The organism is Pseudomonas sp. BF-B-30, assembly GCF_019956305.1.
Classification (GTDB): Bacteria; Pseudomonadota; Gammaproteobacteria; order Pseudomonadales; family Pseudomonadaceae; genus Aquipseudomonas; species Aquipseudomonas jessenii.
The window spans coordinates 69,569-84,396 of sequence record NZ_JAHBDG010000005.1; the positions used below are offsets into that span (position 1 = coordinate 69,569).

The following is a 14,828-nucleotide window of genomic DNA, read 5'->3' on the forward strand; positions in this document are numbered from 1 at the left end:
AGAATCACCTCAAGAAATCAGAACGAAACGCCACCTTCACCAACCAGCTTCTCCAGCGCCCAGATGAGGACGAAGTCGATCAGCACGATCAGCACGGCAAACGAAAATACGGTTGGGTCGAGCGAAGACACGGTGCGGCTGTACATCCAGATCGGCACGGTCATGACGTCGATGGTGTAGAGGAAATAGGTCACGGTGAATTCGTTGAACGAGACGATGAACGCCAGCAGCATGCCCGCCAGGATCCCCGACTTCATCAACGGCACCACCACATCGACAATCGCCCGCAGCGGTGAAGCACCGAGCATTTGCGCGGCCTCTTCGACTTCGCTGCCGATGGAGAGCATCGCCGCCGTGCAGTTCTTCACCACGAATGGCAACGCGAGGATCACGTGGGCAATCACCAGGCGCGAGGTGGTCATGTGGAACGGCAGGCTGTCGAACACCAGCAGCAACGCCAGGCCCAACACCACCATCGGAAACACCAGCGGCAACGACATCAGCTGCAGCGCCACGGCCTTGCCGCGGAACTCGCAACGGGTCAGCGCGTAGGCCGCCGGCACCGCGATGATCGTGGCGAAAATCATGGTCAGGCACGACACCAGCAGGCTGGTGCTCATGGCCTGGCCGAGGCTCAGGACGTCACTGGCATCCGGCGACACGAAGGTGTGCCAGGCGGCCTTGTACCATTGCAGGCTGTAGCTGCTCGGCGGGAAGTCGAGGTTCGACGCGCCGCTGAACGACATGACGATCATGGTCAGGATCGGCAGTACCGCCAGCAGCAAGATGAAGCCGGAAAGGATGCCGGCAAACTTGCCGGTCTCGCCGGGCAACAGCCCATAACGCTTTTTGGTCAGGGTGCTCATTGGGAAGCCTCCAGCATGCGCCGACGACGGCCAGTGATGTATTCGGACAAGGTCATGATCGCGAGGGTGGTGACGATCAGCACCACGCCGGCAGCGGATGCGGCGGGCCAGTTCATCAGCGGGGCGATCTGGTCATGCACCATCACCGCCAGCATCGGCACGCGCCGACCTCCGAGCAGCAAGGGCACCACGAAACTGCTGGCGTTGTAGGCGAACACCAGGGTCGCACCGGTAATGATCCCCGGCAGACTCATCGGCAATACCACCTGGCGGAACACCTGGAAGCGACTGGCGCCCAGGGTGGCGGCAGCTTCTTCGTAGCTGCGGGCGACACCGCGCATGGCGCTGGCAATCGGCAACACGGCCAGCGGGAAGGCGGTTTGCACCAAGCCCATCAACACGCCGTTCTGGTTGTACAACAGCATGATCGGGCGCTTGATCAGGCCCAGGCCCATCAGTGCCTGGTTGAGCATGCCGCCAGGGCCGAGGATCACCAGCCAGCCGTAGCTTTGCAGCAGCAGGTTGACCAGCAATGGCAGCAACACCGCCGCCAGGAAGATCCGTCGCACGAACGGCGAGGTCAGGCGCGACATGGTGTAGGCCACCGGGATCGCCAGAATCACTGCGATCACCGCGCTGATCAGCGCCAGGCGCAGGGTCAGCATCAGCGACTTGAGGTAATAGGGTTCCAGCAACTGGGCGTAACTGGCCAGGCTGAACCCGGACCATTCCGCGCCTTTGGTGCCCACGCTCATGCGCAGTACCAGCAGGCTCGCGGCAATCAAAACGCCGAGAAACAGCATCGACGGCGTGAGGAAAAGCCAGGCGCGCGCGGTCGGCGAAACACCCCGAGCGGCGCGCACGGGGGCGGCACTCAGCGGATGAGTCAGAGGTTGGTGTTCCATAGCAAAGGGTCTCGTCAATGGACAGCAGCTGACAAACACAAGCCTCGATACCACCGTGAACCCTGTGGGAGCGGGCTTGCTCGCGAAAGCGGTGTATCAGTCACATTGATGTTGGATGTGCCGACGCATTCGCGAGCAAGCCCGCTCCCACATTTGATTTGTGGTGCTTCAAGGTCTTGTGTACGTCACTCGATCAGGAAGAAAAGATTTCCGTGTAACGACGAATCCATTGGTCATGCACGCTGGCCAGGAAGGCGTTGTCGTGCATGATCGCCTTCTCGGCAATCTGCTCCGGCGTGAGGATGTACGGGCTCTTGCGTGCTTCGGCGGAAATGATCGCCTTGGCGTTGACCGGGCCGTTGTAGATGTCTTCAGCCATCTTGCCCTGCACCAGCGGGTCCAGAGAGTGGTTGATGAAGGCGTAGGCCATGTCGGTATCGCCCGGACGGTTCTTCGGCATCACCGACAGCATCAGGTCGGTGTAGAAACCTTCCTTCATGCCGAATGTGGCGCCCAGGCCGTAGTTCGGATCGCGGATCTGTTTCGGGAAGAAGGCTGGCGCGTACAGGCCGCCCATGTCCAGGGAACCGGTGCGGAACAGTTCGGCGATCTGGTTCGGGTTTTCACCCAGGGTCACCACACGATCCTTCAGCTCGGCGAGCTTCTTGAAGCCAGGCTCGATGTTGTGTTCGTCACCACCGGCCAGTTTGGCGGCGATGATGATCAGGTCCATGGCCTCGGTCCAGTTCGGCGGCGGCAGGAAGATGTTCGGCGCCGCGTCGGCATCCCACAGGGAGGCGTAGCTGGTCGGGGCTTCTTTCTGGGTGCGGGTGCTGTAGACCAGGCTGTTGCACCACAGCAGGTAACCGATACCGTGGCCATTGGCGCCGGTGCGGTATTTCTCCGGTACATCGACGAGGTTGGGAATGCGGTTGAGGTCGGGTTTTTCCAGCAGGTTGGCGGCGGCCAGACCTTCGGCGCCGACGCCTGCCAGGGTGATGATGTCGTATTGCGGACGATCACCGCCGGCCTTGAGCTTGGCGACCATTTCCGAGGTACTGCCGGTGCGGTCAGCGATGACCTTGCAGCCGTACTTGTCTTCGAACGTCGCGGCGATGTTGCGCAGTGCGGCCAGGCCGGTGTCATCGGACCAGGTCAGCAGACGAAGGGTCTTGCCGGCAAAGCGTGTGTCGCTGGCATTGGCCTTGATGAACGGCATGCTCATGGCTGCCGCTGCAACCGAGGCTACGCCCACGGTCTTGATGAATTGACGTCTGTTCAGATCATGCTCGCCCATTACGGACTCCCTTTGTTTTTGTAGGTATAAGGCAGGTCGAAACTGTTGCATCCGCGCGACCGGACCAGCGTTAGCCCTCGTATTTTCGGGGGCTTGGCTGAGCCAGCGAGTTCATCCTGAGGTCGTGTAAAACACCTGACTATCGATAAAAACTCATTGAAGCCATGACGCCAGCGCATGCCTCCTTTTCCTTGTGGGAGCGAGCTTGCTCGCGATGGACGTCAACGATAATGCGGGGCATCAGACAGCCCGTGTCGTCCATGCATCCATCGCGAGCAGGCTCGCTCCTACACAGAGCCAGGCGTCAGACGGCCCGGATCACGTGTTTGATTTCCTGGAAAGCCTGCAAGCCCCATGGCCCCAATTCGCGGCCGATGCTGCTCTGCTTGTAGCCGCCCCAGGCGGTCTGCGGGAAGATCACCTGCGGCGCGTTGATCCACACAAGCCCCGCCTGCAAAGCATTGGCAACGCGGTCGGCGGTCTGTGCATTGCGCGTCACCACACTGGCGACCAGGCCAAACTGACTGTCGTTGGCCAGGGCAATCGCTTCGGCCTCGGAGGCGAAACGGCGCACGCAGATCACCGGGCCGAAAATCTCTTCATTCCACAACGCACTGTCGAGGGGCACTTCGGTGAACACCGTCGGCTGCAAAAAATATCCGCGCGGCAGGTCGGCCGGGCGATTGCCACCGCAAACCAGCTTGGCACCGGCACTCAAACCGCGATCGATGTGACCGAGCACGCGCTGGTATTGCGCCTGATTGACCAGCGCGCCCATTTCCACGTTCGGGTCGAACGGGTCGGCCACGCGAATGGCTTCGGCACGGGCCTTCACTCGACTCAGGAATTCATCGGCCAGTTCATCGGCGACCAGCACGCGGCTGGTGGCAGAGCACATCTGCCCGGCGTTGAAGAAACCACCGCCACAGGCCACTTCCACCGCCAGTTCGAGATCGGCATCGGCCAGCACCAACAGCGAAGATTTGCCGCCCAGCTCCAGGCTCACGCCTTTGACGGTTTCCGCCGCCCGTTGCATGACCTGCACGCCAACGGCATTGCTGCCGGTGAACGACACCTTGGCGATGCGCGGGTCTGCCGACAGCGGAGCGCCAACGGCCAGGCCGGTGCCGCACACCAGGTTAAAGACACCCGCCGGCACACCGGCTTGAGCGATGATCGCGGCCAGTTCCAGTTCCGGCAGCGGCGTCACTTCCGAAGGCTTGAGCACCACGCAGCAACCGGCGGCCAGGGCTGGGGCGAGTTTCCATGCGGTGGTGACCATCGGAAAATTCCACGGCACGATCAGGCCGACCACACCGCACGGCTCGCGGCGCAGGCGAGCGCTGAAGTCGTCGGTCGGCAGCTCTACCGCGCTGTCTTGTTTGGCATCCAGGCCTTCGGCCAGACCGGCGTAATACTCGAACGTGGCGATCACGTCATCGACGTCGATCGCGGCTTCGAACTGCGGTTTGCCGTTGTTGCTCGACTGCAAGTGCATCAGTTTTTCACGGTTGGCCTGCACGCCCGTGGCGATTTTGCGCAGGATCGCACCGCGTTCGGCGCCCGTGGTTTTCGACCAGTCGGCGAACGCCTGGGTCGCTGCGTTCACGGCTTGATCAACTGCGCGTTCGTCGCCGCCATTGACGGTGGTCAACAGGGCTTCGGTCGCCGGGTTGATCACCCGCAGGTGTTCGTTGCCGGCCGACCATTGGCCGTTGATGTACAGGCCATCCAGAGTCGTCGGGAAGCTCATTTCGACACCGCCTGCATCCACTGGGTCTGGTCGATTTCAATCAGGGTCGGGCCCTGGCGATCGGTAGCCACCCGCAATGCGCCGCGCAATTGCTCGACACTGCTGACCGCTTCGGCGGCGCAACCCAATGCCTTGGCCACACCGATGAAGTCCGGGGTGTAGATGTCCACGCCCACCGGCTCGATGGCGCGGTTGACCATGTATTTCTTGATCTCTTCGTAGCCCTGGTTATTCCACAGCAGCACGATCACCGGGGTGCGCGCTTCAACGGCACTGGCCAGTTCCGGCAAGGTGAACTGCAGGCCACCGTCGCCGATCAGGCACACCACCGGAGGACGCGCGCCACCTTCGATGCGGCCACCCAGCCAGGCGCCAATCGCCGCCGGCAAGGCATAGCCGAGGGTGCCGTAACCGGTGGACGAGTTGAACCAGCGACGCGGACGCTCCGGGTTGAACGTCAGGTTGCCGGTGTAAACCGGCTGGGTCGAATCGCCGACGAACACCGCGTCCGGCAGTTCCTGCAGCACGGTTTCGAGGAAGCGGGTCTGGGCCAGGGTCGGTGCGTCCCAGGTTGCAGCCAGGTCTTCACGCAGACGGGCGGCACGTACTTGTCCCCAATCGTTGCGACGCTCGGCCAGGGATTTGTGCGACAGGGCACTGAGCAAAGCCTGGGCGGCGTTGCGCGAGTCGGCCACCAGCGCCACGTGCGGCGGGTAGTTGCGCACGGTCTGGTCCGGGTCGATATCGACGCGCAGCAACTTGCCAGGAATTTCGAAGCCACCGGCGAAGGTCACGTCGTAGTCGGTCTCGGCCAGTTCAGTGCCGATGGCCAGTACCACGTCGGCCTCGGCGACCAGCGCTCGGGTGGCGACCAGGCTCTGGGTCGAGCCGATCAGCAGCGGGTGGCCGGAGGCGAGCATGCCCTTGGCATTGATGGTCAGGGCGACCGGCGCGTCCAGCAGTTCAGCCAGCTCAGTCAGCTCGACGGCCGCGTCGATGGCGCCGCCACCGGCGAGAATCAGCGGACGCTTGGCGCCGGCCAGCAATTCGGCCATGCGCGACACGGCGCTCGGCGAAGCACCGGCGCGGTCGATGTTGACCGGCAGGCTGACGAGCAAGTCGTCGGCTTCTTCAACCAGAACATCCAGCGGAATTTCAATGTGTACCGGACGCGGACGGCCAGCCTGGAACAGTGCAAAGGCGCGAGCCAGCACACCCGGCAATTCCGACGCCGACATCAGGGTGTGGGAGAACGCCGCGACACCGGCACACAGTGCGCCCTGGTTCGGCAGTTCATGCAGCTTGCCGCGACCACCGCCCAACTGGCTGCGCGATTGCACGCTGGAGATCACCAGCATCGGGATCGAATCGGCGTAGGCCTGGCCCATGGCGGTGGTGATGTTGGTCATGCCAGGGCCGGTGATGATGAAGCACACACCCGGTTTGCCGCTGGTACGGGCGTAGCCGTCGGCCATGAAGCCGGCGCCCTGTTCATGGCGCGGCGTGACGTGGTTGATGCTCGAACGGGCCAGCCCGCGATACAGCTCCACGGTGTGCACCCCTGGAATGCCGAACACCTGCTCGACCCCGTAGTTTTCGAGTAACTTGACCAATACTTCGCCGCACGTCGCCATGTCTTTGCCCTTTTTGTTCGTTTGAGACGCCGGGCGTGCGCTGTGTTTATGATGGATTCGCAGGCCCGGGAATGGCCTCATTGGAACGGGCGACAGGTAGCCGCAACAATGGATAAAAAGTCATACTAGCCATGTCCTCACGTCATACCTTGGATCCCAATGAAACGACTGCCTCCCCTGCCGGCGCTGCACACTTTTCTGATTACCGCGCAGTGCTGCAATTTCACCCGGGCCGCCGAACAGCTGCACATCACCCAGGGCGCGGTGAGTCGGCAGATCGCCGGGCTGGAAGATCATCTGGGTTATGAACTGTTCATCCGCCTGGCCCGAGGCCTGGACCTGACAGCCGAGGGTCGGGAATGGCTGCCACGGGTCCAGCAGATTTTCGGCCTGATCGACGAGGCCGTTGAACAGATCGGCGAGAAGCGTGAAACCCTGCAACTCAAGGCACCGACCTGCGTCATGCGCTGGTTGCTGCCGCGTCTGTTGCAATGGCAAAGGGAACGCCCGGACGTGCCGGTGGAACTGACCACCACGGTCAAGCACGGGGTGGATTTTCATCGCGAGCAGTTCGATGCGGCGGTGATGTACGGCGCACCGCCGGATGATTCATTGATGTCGCAAAAACTCTTCGACGAACAACTCACGCCGGTGTGTTCCAGACCAATGCTCGAAGGCCCCATGCCCCTGCAGACTCCGGCCGATCTGCAACAACACCTGTTGCTGCACCCGACCCGCGACGAACGGGACTGGAAAGCCTGGTTGAAAGCCGCGGATGTGCATTTGACCAATGTCGGCAAGGGCCAGCACTTCGAAACACTGGACCTGGCGATGTCGATGGCGTCCCAGGGAACGGGGGTGGCCATTGGCGACTGGTCGCTGATCGGCGATGACCTGAACGCCGGGCGGCTGGTCATGCCATTCGATTTGAAGGTGACAACGGGGCTGGCGTATTACCTGGTGTTCCCGGAAAAACCCGGGCCTTCGCCGAAGTTGCGTGAACTGATGGGGTGGTTGGTGGAGCAAGCGCAATCGCGGTAAAACCGCAAAATCCTGGTGCACCACCCTGTGGGAGCGCGCTTGCTCGCGATGAACCTGAGAACGCCGCGGGGTATCAGGTTCCCAGCGTTATCGTTGGCGATCATCGCGAGCGAGCTCGCTCCTACAGGAAGTCAGTGACCTCAATAACCGACGGTAAACCGCTGCCGCGAATGCTTCGGGGCTTCCACTTCATCGAGCATCGCGATCGCATAATCGGCGAACGTGATCCAGCTGCGCCCTTCGCTGCTCACCAGCAAATCGTCCTTGCCGATGCGGAACTTGCCCGTGCGCTCGCCCTCGACAAATTCGGCCGATGGCGACAGGAAGGTCCAGTCCAGATCCCGCTCTTCACGCAGGTTTGCGAGGAATTCGGCACCCGCGCTGGCCTCTGCCTTGTAAGCCTCAGGGAAACCTTCGCTATCGATCACTCGAGCGCCATCGGGCAATAGCAGCGAACCCGCCCCGCCCACTACCAACAAACGTTTAACCCCGGCTTTTTTCACCGGGCCAACGACTGCGCTGGCAGGCAGGGTCGCGAAATGTGCGGCGCTGATGACTACGTCATGGCCCGCAATCGCAGCTTGCAACGCAGGGGCATCAAGGGCATCGACGGCCTTGCTGGCCACACCTTCACGCGCGTCTATTTTCGACGTATCGCGGGCAATGGCGGTAACGCTGTGACCGCGCCGCAGGGCCTCTTCCAGCAGTTGGCTACCGGCACGACCGGTGGCACCGATGATTGCGATTTTGCTCATGACGTTCTCCAGTTGGCTTGAAAGTATCGGTATCAAATTGCGCTGACCTTTGTGGCGAGGGGGCTTGCCCCCGTTCGGCTGCGTAGCAGTCGTGAAACCTGTACTTAGGGACTGTTGGATTACAGGGGAGCGCTTCGCACTCCAACGGGGGCAAGCCCCCTCGCCACAGGTAATCAATTTCATCTCAAAACTTGCTTCAGCTTCATGTACTTCCGGTTACCACTTCATCTCGCCCTTGGCGACCTTGGCACTCAGCTCCAGGGAGCTTTCATCGCCCAGGGTCGGGAAGCGTTTTTTCATCGCGGCGATCAGCGCGGCAGCATCCCTGGCCTTGGCGGTTTCTTCGTCGAAGGCCTTGATGTAGGCAGCGGTGAACTGCACGGCCGTCAGTGAACGATCGCTCTCGCCAAGGTAATGACCCGGCACCACGGTCTGCGGTTTCAGGGTTTCAATGGCATGCAGCGTAGTCAGCCAATCGGCATGGGACTGCGGAGTTTGCGTGTCAGCCATCCAGACGTGGATGTTTTGCGCCACCACGACACCACCGACCACGGCCTTGATCGATGGAATCCACACAAAGCTGCGATCCGGCTGCGGGCCCTCAAGACCCACCACCTGCAACTTCTGCCCTTCGAGGATCAGGCTGTCACCCTTGAGCACGTCCGGCACGATGGTTTTTACAGGCACGTCGGCCCCCATTTTCGGGCCCCAGAATGCCAGTTTGCCGTCGACGGTGTGCTTGATGTGGTCGACGGTCGGCTGCGAGGCGAGGACCTTGGCCTTGGGGAATGCGGCCGTCAGGGTATCGAGGCCGAAGTAGTAGTCCGGGTCACCGTGGCTGATGTAGATGGTGGTCAACTGCTTGCCGCTGGCGCGGATTTTTTCCACTACCTGTTCGGCCTGGGATTTGCCGAATTGCGCATCCACCAGGATCGCTTCTTTCTCGCCACTGACCAGCACCGAGGTCACCGGGAAGATGGCTTTTTCGCCGGGGTTGTAGACATCCAGCGTCAGGGTCGAGGCGCTGGCGTGGGCGGCAAAACCGAAGGTGGTGGCCAGCAAAACTCGCTTAAGTGAGGTGAAACCGATCATCTGTTGCTCCGTGATCCCGATGCCATGTTTGGCGATGCCTTTTGTAGGAGCGAGCCTGCTCGCGATGGACTTGAAGGCGCCGCGTATAACCGGTATCCCGCGTTATCGTTAACGACCATCGCGAGCAAGCTCGCTCCTACACAGAGGAACAGAGCTTAGTTGCCTGACTCGGTACAAAAAATGCGATGCTTGAACATAGTTTGTTTCTGAAAGCGGGCAAATCATGGATCGTCTTCAAGCAATGCGTGTGTTCGTCACGGTGGTCGACCTCGGCAGCCAGTCGGCCGCCGCCGATCATCTGGAGCTGTCACGGCCGGTGGTGTCGCGGTATCTGGCGGAACTGGAAGACTGGGTCGGCGCGCGCCTGATGCATCGCACCACACGCAAGTTGAGCCTCACCGCCGCCGGCACCGAGATCCTGCCCCGCTGTCGGCAGATGCTCGATTTGTCCACCGATATGCAAGCTGCCGTCAGCGAACCGGATGACGCACCCCGCGGCCTGCTGCGAATCAGCGTCAGCACCTCCTTCGGCCAAGCGCAATTGGCCGACGCCATGGCCGCCTATGTCCGACGCTACCCCGGCGTCAGCATCGACATGCAGATGCTCGACCGCACCGTGAACCTGGTGGATGAGCGCATCGACCTGGCGATCCGTACCAGCAACGACCTGGACCCGAACCTGATCGCCCGCCGCCTGACGGTTTGCCGCTCGGTGATCTGCGCGTCCCCCGCTTACTTGCGCGAGCACCCGGCGCCGCAGCGGGTCGAGGACTTGAGCCTGCACAATTGCCTGACCCACTCCTACTTCGGCAAAAGCCTGTGGCATTTCGAACAGGACGGCGAGCAGGTTTCAGTACCGGTGCAAGGCAACATCAGCGCCAACGAGGCCAGCACACTGCTGCGCGCAACGATAGCCGGCGCCGGGGTGGCGATGCTGCCCACCTACCAGGCCGGCGTGCACATCCACAGCGGCGAGTTGATTCGCCTGCTGCCGACGGCCGAACCCCGGCAAATGAACGTGTATGCGGTGTATGCCTCGCGCAAGCACATGCCGGCGGCGTTGCGCAGCTTGCTGGATTTTCTGGTGGTGAGGTTTCCGCAAGAACCGGAATGGGATATCGGGTTGTAAATGGAAAGCCTGTGGGAGCGAGCTTGCTCGCGATGGCTGCCGAACATTCACCCATGATATCGACTGATCCACCGCTATCGCGAGCAAGCTCGCTCCCACAGGGGTGATCAGTGTTCTGAATACCGCGTTATTGCTGGTAACTCACCGGCGCTGACCTATGCTCAAAGTAATACCGAAAGGTATTCGTTCAGAGGTCAACGCCATGAACATCAGAACAAGAAGATACCTCGCGATTTTCATCACCTGTGCGGTCACGCTCGGGCTTTATGGCGCTGCGGCCTGGCGCGTCGAGCAACTGCGCAACCTGCCCCGTGAAGCCGCGAGCTGCAACTTCGAGCGCTGCATCCCCCACAACGCCACCCTCAACGCCCTCCGGTAACGAAGGGGGTCAGGCTTCGTTGTCCTGATCGGCCTTCAAGCGGTCGCGAAACGCCTTTGGCGAAATCCCCACACGACGCCGGAACAGGCGCGTGAAGTTGGTCGGATCGGAAAAACCCAACACGTCGGACATTTCATAAATGGTCATGCTGGTGTAGGTCAGCAAACGCTTGGCCTCCAGCAATTGCCGTTCGTGCACGATCTGCAACGCCGGTTGCCCCGCCAGCTCACGGCAGGTGCCGTTGAGGTGGGACACGGAAATTCCCAGCCGGTGTGCCAGATCCTCGACCTTGACGTGCTGGCGATACGTCTCTTCCACCAGTTGAATAAAGCCGTTGAGATATTCCCGGGCCCGCTGCGGTCGCGCCATGGCGGTGCGACGCTGGATCACCTGGCGGCTGATCCACACCACAATCACGCTGACCAGCGAATGCATAAGCATTTCCCGCGCCGGTTGATGGCTGGTGTATTCGTTCTGCAAGGCGCTGAACAGGCTGTTGAGGTACTCGGCGTCCTTGCCTGCCGGGTAGCTTTCGGACTGGGCCAGGGCATTGACCGATTGCCCCAACTGCATCTGCAGGTGGGCGATCAGCGGCGCGGCCAGGGTTACGACAAACCCTTCCACGTCCTCGGAAAAACGAAAGCCGTGCACCGACAGCGGTGGCAGGATCTGGATTGCCGGCTCCACCAGTTGCGTTCGCTTGCCTTCGATTTCAAGCTCGGCCTGACCTTTGAATACGAAGAGCAACTGGCACAAGTCAGCGTGGCGGTGAGGTTTGATTTCCCAATGATGTTCGCGACTGCGTTTGGAAATGGTTTCACAGTGCAGCAAGTCCGGGGTCGGCCAATCCAGGCTTTCACCGTAGAGCTTGAACACCGGAATCGAAGGCAGGTCAGGCTTGTTCATCACTTCAATCCAGGCCTCGGGGTTGATCTGGGGCGATAATCGCACCGATTGGCAGAATGTACAGCTATCGGCTCAGTTTTCACCTTCAATTGACAGACTCGCAAGGGAAAAATGCAAGCACTCGATCCATAAAAATCATTCACCGGCCCAGGTCGTGTGGAGCTTGCGAGTCATAAGAACAATGAAAACACTGAAAACCCAAGTTGCCATTATCGGTGCTGGCCCCTCAGGCTTGCTGCTCGGCCAATTGCTGCACAACGCCGGCATCGACAACATCGTTCTCGAACGTCAAACCCCCGATTATGTACTCGGTCGAATCCGCGCCGGCGTGCTTGAACAAGGCATGGTAGAGCTGTTGCGTCAGGCCGGCGTGAGTCAGCGCATGGACGCCGAGGGACTGGTCCATGGTGGCTTCGAACTGGCCCTCGACGGGCGTCGGGTGCACATCGATCTGCACGCCCTGACGGGTGGCAAAACCGTGATGGTCTACGGCCAGACCGAAGTCACCCGCGACCTGATGGCCGCTCGTCGGGAGGTGGGCGCGCAGACGATTTACCAGGCCAGCAACGTCGCTCCCCACGGCATGAAAACCGATGAAGCGTTTGTCACTTTTGAGAAGGACGGCGAGCCGTATCGACTCGATTGCGACTACATCGCCGGTTGCGACGGCTTCCACGGTGTGGCGCGACAATCGATTCCCGCCGACAGCCTGAAAGTCTTCGAACGGATCTATCCCTTCGGCTGGCTCGGGATCCTGGCCGACACGCCACCGGTCCACGAAGAACTGGTCTACGTCCGCCATGAGCGCGGTTTCGCCTTGTGCAGCATGCGCTCGCCGACGCGCACCCGTTACTACCTGCAAGTGCCCGCAGAGGAAAATGTCGAGGATTGGTCCGATCAACGCTTCTGGGACGAACTCAAAAACCGCCTGCCGGTCGATCTTGCGCAAAAACTGGTGACCGGCCCGTCCATCGAGAAAAGCATCGCGCCGCTGCGCAGCTTCGTCGTCGAACCCATGCAGTACGGGCGGATGTTCCTCGTCGGTGATGCCGCGCACATTGTCCCGCCCACCGGGGCCAAGGGCCTGAACCTGGCGGCCAGTGACGTCAGCACGCTGTTCAACATCCTAGTCAAGGTTTACCGCGACGATCGCCTTGATCTGCTGGAGAAATACTCGGAAATCTGCCTGCGCCGGGTGTGGAAAGCCGAGCGTTTTTCCTGGTGGATGACCTCGATGCTGCACCGCTTTGATGATCACGATGCCTTTAGCCAGCGCATTGCCGAGTCGGAACTGGACTATTTTGTCGATTCGCAGGCGGGTCGCAAAACCATTGCAGAAAACTACGTCGGGCTTCCTTATGAGGCTATCGAATAGCTTCCTATCGACTTACACTGGCGAGCATCCCCGCTCGCCTTGCCTCTTGCGGGTCAATCACTGCCCGCAGGTTTTCCCGTGACCAATCTCCATCAGCCTGAAACGCCCAAACCGGCCATTCGCAGCGTGCTGATCGCCCTGATGCTGGCGATCTTTCTCGGTGCGTTGGACCAGACCATCGTCGCCGTTTCGATGCCGGCCATTTCCGCGCAATTCAAGGACGTCAGCCTGCTGGCCTGGGTGATTTCCGGCTACATGGTGGCCATGACCGTGGCGGTGCCGATCTACGGCAAACTGGGTGACCTGTACGGGCGGCGCAAGCTGATGCTGTTCGGCATGGGCCTGTTCACCCTGGCGTCGGTGTTCTGCGGCATGGCCCAGAGCATGGAGCAGCTGGTACTGGCGCGGATCCTCCAGGGCATCGGGGCCGGCGGAATGATTTCGGTGAGCCAGGCGATCATCGGTGACATCGTACCGCCACGGGAGCGCGGCCGGTATCAGGGCTATTTCAGCAGCATGTATGCCGTGGCCAGCGTGGCCGGCCCGGTACTCGGCGGTTACATGACCGAATACCTGTCCTGGCGCTGGGTGTTCCTGATCAACCTGCCACTGGGCCTGGGCGCCTGGCTGGTCGCCTATCACACGCTGGTGGGCCTGCCGATTCCGCAACGCAAACCGATCATCGACTACCTGGGCACCGTGCTGATGATCATCGGGCTGACAGCATTGTTGCTGGGCATCACCCAGGTCGGCCAGGGCCATTCGTGGCGCAGTGCCGAGGTGTTGGCGCTGCTCGCTTGTGCGGTGCTGGTGCTGGGGCTGTTTGTCGTCCACGAGCGGCGGGCGCGAGAACCGTTGTTGCCCATGCATCTGTTCGCCAACCGCAACGCGATCCTGTGCTGGTGCACGATTTTCTTCACCAGTTTCCAGGCCATCTCGCTGATTGTGTTGATGCCGCTGCGCTTTCAGAGCGTGACCGGCGCCGGTGCCGACAGTGCCGCCCTGCATCTTTTGCCGCTGGCCATGGGCTTGCCGATTGGCGCGTATTTCGCCGGCCGCCGTACTTCCGTGACCGGACGCTACAAACCGATGATTCTCACCGGTGCTGCGCTGATGCCCATCGCGATTATCGGCATGGCGTTCAGCCCACCGCAGGCATTCGTCACGAGCAGCCTGTTCATGTTGCTCTGCGGGATTTCCTCGGGCATGCAGTTCCCGACGTCATTGGTCGGCACGCAGAACTCGGTGGAGCAGCGGGACATCGGTGTAGCCACCAGCACCACCAACCTGTTCCGTTCGCTGGGTGGTGCGGTGGGTGTGGCGTTGATGTCGGCGCTGCTGTTGGCGTTGTTGCAGGATTCGAGTTTCGCGCACCTGGCCGGTTCGTCGCTGATTGCCGAAGGCAGTTCGGGGAATGTGTTGCTGGACGGTTTGAATGCCGCGCCGGGTGACGCGCAGAACACCCTGCGCGCCGAATTGTCACTGACATTCCGGCATTTGCTGACGGTCAGCGCGGCCGTTTCATTGCTTGGGCTGGCGGCGGCGATTGCCATGCCGAACATGTTGTTGCGCGGGCGCGAGGACAAGGTTCGATAGATAGACCGGGTCGCCTGTATTCGCGAGCAAGCCCGCTCCCACGGTTGACCGCGTGCTCATGGAGGACTCGGTCTAATGTGGGAGCGGGCTTGCTCGCGAA

Annotated in this window: 13 protein-coding genes; 5 read left to right on the forward strand and 8 right to left on the reverse strand. The window is 61.2% G+C overall.

What is annotated here, in order from left to right; genetic code table 11:
- Positions 1-17: 17 nt before the first annotated feature.
- The 5 genes from KGB29_RS03315 to KGB29_RS03335 all read right to left on the reverse strand — a co-directional run bounded on the left by KGB29_RS03315 (position 18) and on the right by KGB29_RS03335 (position 6,455).
- Positions 18-866, reverse strand: a complete 849-nt coding sequence (locus KGB29_RS03315; protein WP_007978496.1) for an ABC transporter permease — start codon at positions 864-866, stop codon at positions 18-20.
- Positions 863-1,771, reverse strand: coding sequence for an ABC transporter permease (locus KGB29_RS03320; protein ID WP_057713477.1), 909 nt, complete (start codon positions 1,769-1,771; stop codon positions 863-865). The genes KGB29_RS03315 and KGB29_RS03320 overlap by 4 nt, the downstream gene beginning before the upstream one ends.
- Positions 1,772-1,964: 193 nt before the next feature.
- Positions 1,965-3,068 (reverse strand): extracellular solute-binding protein, encoded by a 1,104-nt coding sequence (locus tag KGB29_RS03325; RefSeq protein WP_057713476.1) that lies wholly within the window; start codon positions 3,066-3,068, stop codon positions 1,965-1,967.
- Positions 3,069-3,372: 304 nt separating this feature from the next.
- Positions 3,373-4,821 carry an aldehyde dehydrogenase family protein gene (locus tag KGB29_RS03330; protein ID WP_150813331.1) on the reverse strand — a complete coding sequence of 483 codons (1,449 nt, stop codon included), beginning with the start codon at positions 4,819-4,821 and terminating at the stop codon, positions 3,373-3,375.
- A complete protein-coding gene (locus tag KGB29_RS03335) occupies positions 4,818-6,455 on the reverse strand; it encodes a 5-guanidino-2-oxopentanoate decarboxylase (protein ID WP_150813332.1) in 1,638 nt (545 codons plus the stop codon). Before KGB29_RS03335 ends, KGB29_RS03330 begins: the two co-directional genes overlap by 4 nt.
- Positions 6,456-6,614: 159 nt before the next feature.
- Between KGB29_RS03335 and KGB29_RS03340 the strand changes: the two genes are divergently transcribed.
- Complete coding sequence (locus tag KGB29_RS03340; protein WP_150813333.1) at positions 6,615-7,496, forward strand: LysR substrate-binding domain-containing protein; 882 nt, start codon at positions 6,615-6,617, stop codon at positions 7,494-7,496.
- Between the two features lie 140 nt (positions 7,497-7,636).
- Here KGB29_RS03340 and KGB29_RS03345 read toward each other — a convergent pair whose 3' ends face one another.
- Positions 7,637-8,251, reverse strand: coding sequence for an NAD(P)-dependent oxidoreductase (locus tag KGB29_RS03345; protein WP_150813335.1), 615 nt, complete (start codon positions 8,249-8,251; stop codon positions 7,637-7,639).
- Positions 8,252-8,467: 216 nt separating this feature from the next.
- Entirely contained in the window at positions 8,468-9,343 is an 876-nt protein-coding gene (locus tag KGB29_RS03350; RefSeq protein WP_150813336.1) for an MBL fold metallo-hydrolase, read from the reverse strand.
- A gap of 223 nt (positions 9,344-9,566) precedes the next feature.
- Between KGB29_RS03350 and KGB29_RS03355 the strand changes: the two genes are divergently transcribed.
- Both KGB29_RS03355 and KGB29_RS03360 read left to right on the forward strand, forming a co-directional pair.
- Positions 9,567-10,472, forward strand: a complete 906-nt coding sequence (locus KGB29_RS03355; RefSeq protein WP_206743389.1) for a LysR family transcriptional regulator — start codon at positions 9,567-9,569, stop codon at positions 10,470-10,472.
- A 202-nt stretch (positions 10,473-10,674) separates the two neighbouring features.
- Positions 10,675-10,851, forward strand: coding sequence for a hypothetical protein (locus KGB29_RS03360; RefSeq protein ID WP_007978514.1), 177 nt, complete (start codon positions 10,675-10,677; stop codon positions 10,849-10,851).
- 9 nt (positions 10,852-10,860) lie between these two features.
- Here the strand turns inward: KGB29_RS03360 and KGB29_RS03365 are convergent, their stop codons facing one another.
- On the reverse strand, positions 10,861-11,757 hold the full coding sequence (locus KGB29_RS03365; protein WP_150813337.1) for a helix-turn-helix domain-containing protein: 897 nt from the start codon (positions 11,755-11,757) through the stop codon (positions 10,861-10,863).
- Between the two features lie 181 nt (positions 11,758-11,938).
- On the opposite strand from KGB29_RS03365, the gene pobA reads away from it, so the two are divergent.
- Positions 11,939-13,132 (forward strand): 4-hydroxybenzoate 3-monooxygenase, encoded by a 1,194-nt coding sequence (gene pobA / locus KGB29_RS03370; protein ID WP_150813338.1) that lies wholly within the window; start codon positions 11,939-11,941, stop codon positions 13,130-13,132.
- Positions 13,133-13,210: 78 nt separating this feature from the next.
- Entirely contained in the window at positions 13,211-14,728 is a 1,518-nt protein-coding gene (locus tag KGB29_RS03375; RefSeq protein WP_150813339.1) for an MDR family MFS transporter, read from the forward strand.
- Positions 14,729-14,828 lie beyond the last annotated feature (100 nt).

Excerpts from the sequence above, each read along its gene's own strand:
- KGB29_RS03315 (WP_007978496.1), bottom strand. The coding sequence starts at position 866 with ATGAGCACCCTGACCAAAAAGCGTTATGGGCTGTTGCCCGGCGAGACC.
- KGB29_RS03320 (WP_057713477.1), bottom strand. The coding sequence starts at position 1,771 with ATGGAACACCAACCTCTGACTCATCCGCTGAGTGCCGCCCCCGTGCGC.
- KGB29_RS03325 (WP_057713476.1), bottom strand. The coding sequence starts at position 3,068 with ATGGGCGAGCATGATCTGAACAGACGTCAATTCATCAAGACCGTGGGC.
- KGB29_RS03330 (WP_150813331.1), bottom strand. The coding sequence starts at position 4,821 with ATGAGCTTCCCGACGACTCTGGATGGCCTGTACATCAACGGCCAATGG.
- KGB29_RS03335 (WP_150813332.1), bottom strand. The coding sequence starts at position 6,455 with ATGGCGACGTGCGGCGAAGTATTGGTCAAGTTACTCGAAAACTACGGG.
- KGB29_RS03340 (WP_150813333.1), top strand. The coding sequence starts at position 6,615 with ATGAAACGACTGCCTCCCCTGCCGGCGCTGCACACTTTTCTGATTACC.
- KGB29_RS03345 (WP_150813335.1), bottom strand. The coding sequence starts at position 8,251 with ATGAGCAAAATCGCAATCATCGGTGCCACCGGTCGTGCCGGTAGCCAA.
- KGB29_RS03350 (WP_150813336.1), bottom strand. The coding sequence starts at position 9,343 with ATGATCGGTTTCACCTCACTTAAGCGAGTTTTGCTGGCCACCACCTTC.
- KGB29_RS03355 (WP_206743389.1), top strand. The coding sequence starts at position 9,567 with ATGGATCGTCTTCAAGCAATGCGTGTGTTCGTCACGGTGGTCGACCTC.
- KGB29_RS03360 (WP_007978514.1), top strand. The coding sequence starts at position 10,675 with ATGAACATCAGAACAAGAAGATACCTCGCGATTTTCATCACCTGTGCG.
- KGB29_RS03365 (WP_150813337.1), bottom strand. The coding sequence starts at position 11,757 with ATGAACAAGCCTGACCTGCCTTCGATTCCGGTGTTCAAGCTCTACGGT.
- pobA (WP_150813338.1), top strand. The coding sequence starts at position 11,939 with ATGAAAACACTGAAAACCCAAGTTGCCATTATCGGTGCTGGCCCCTCA.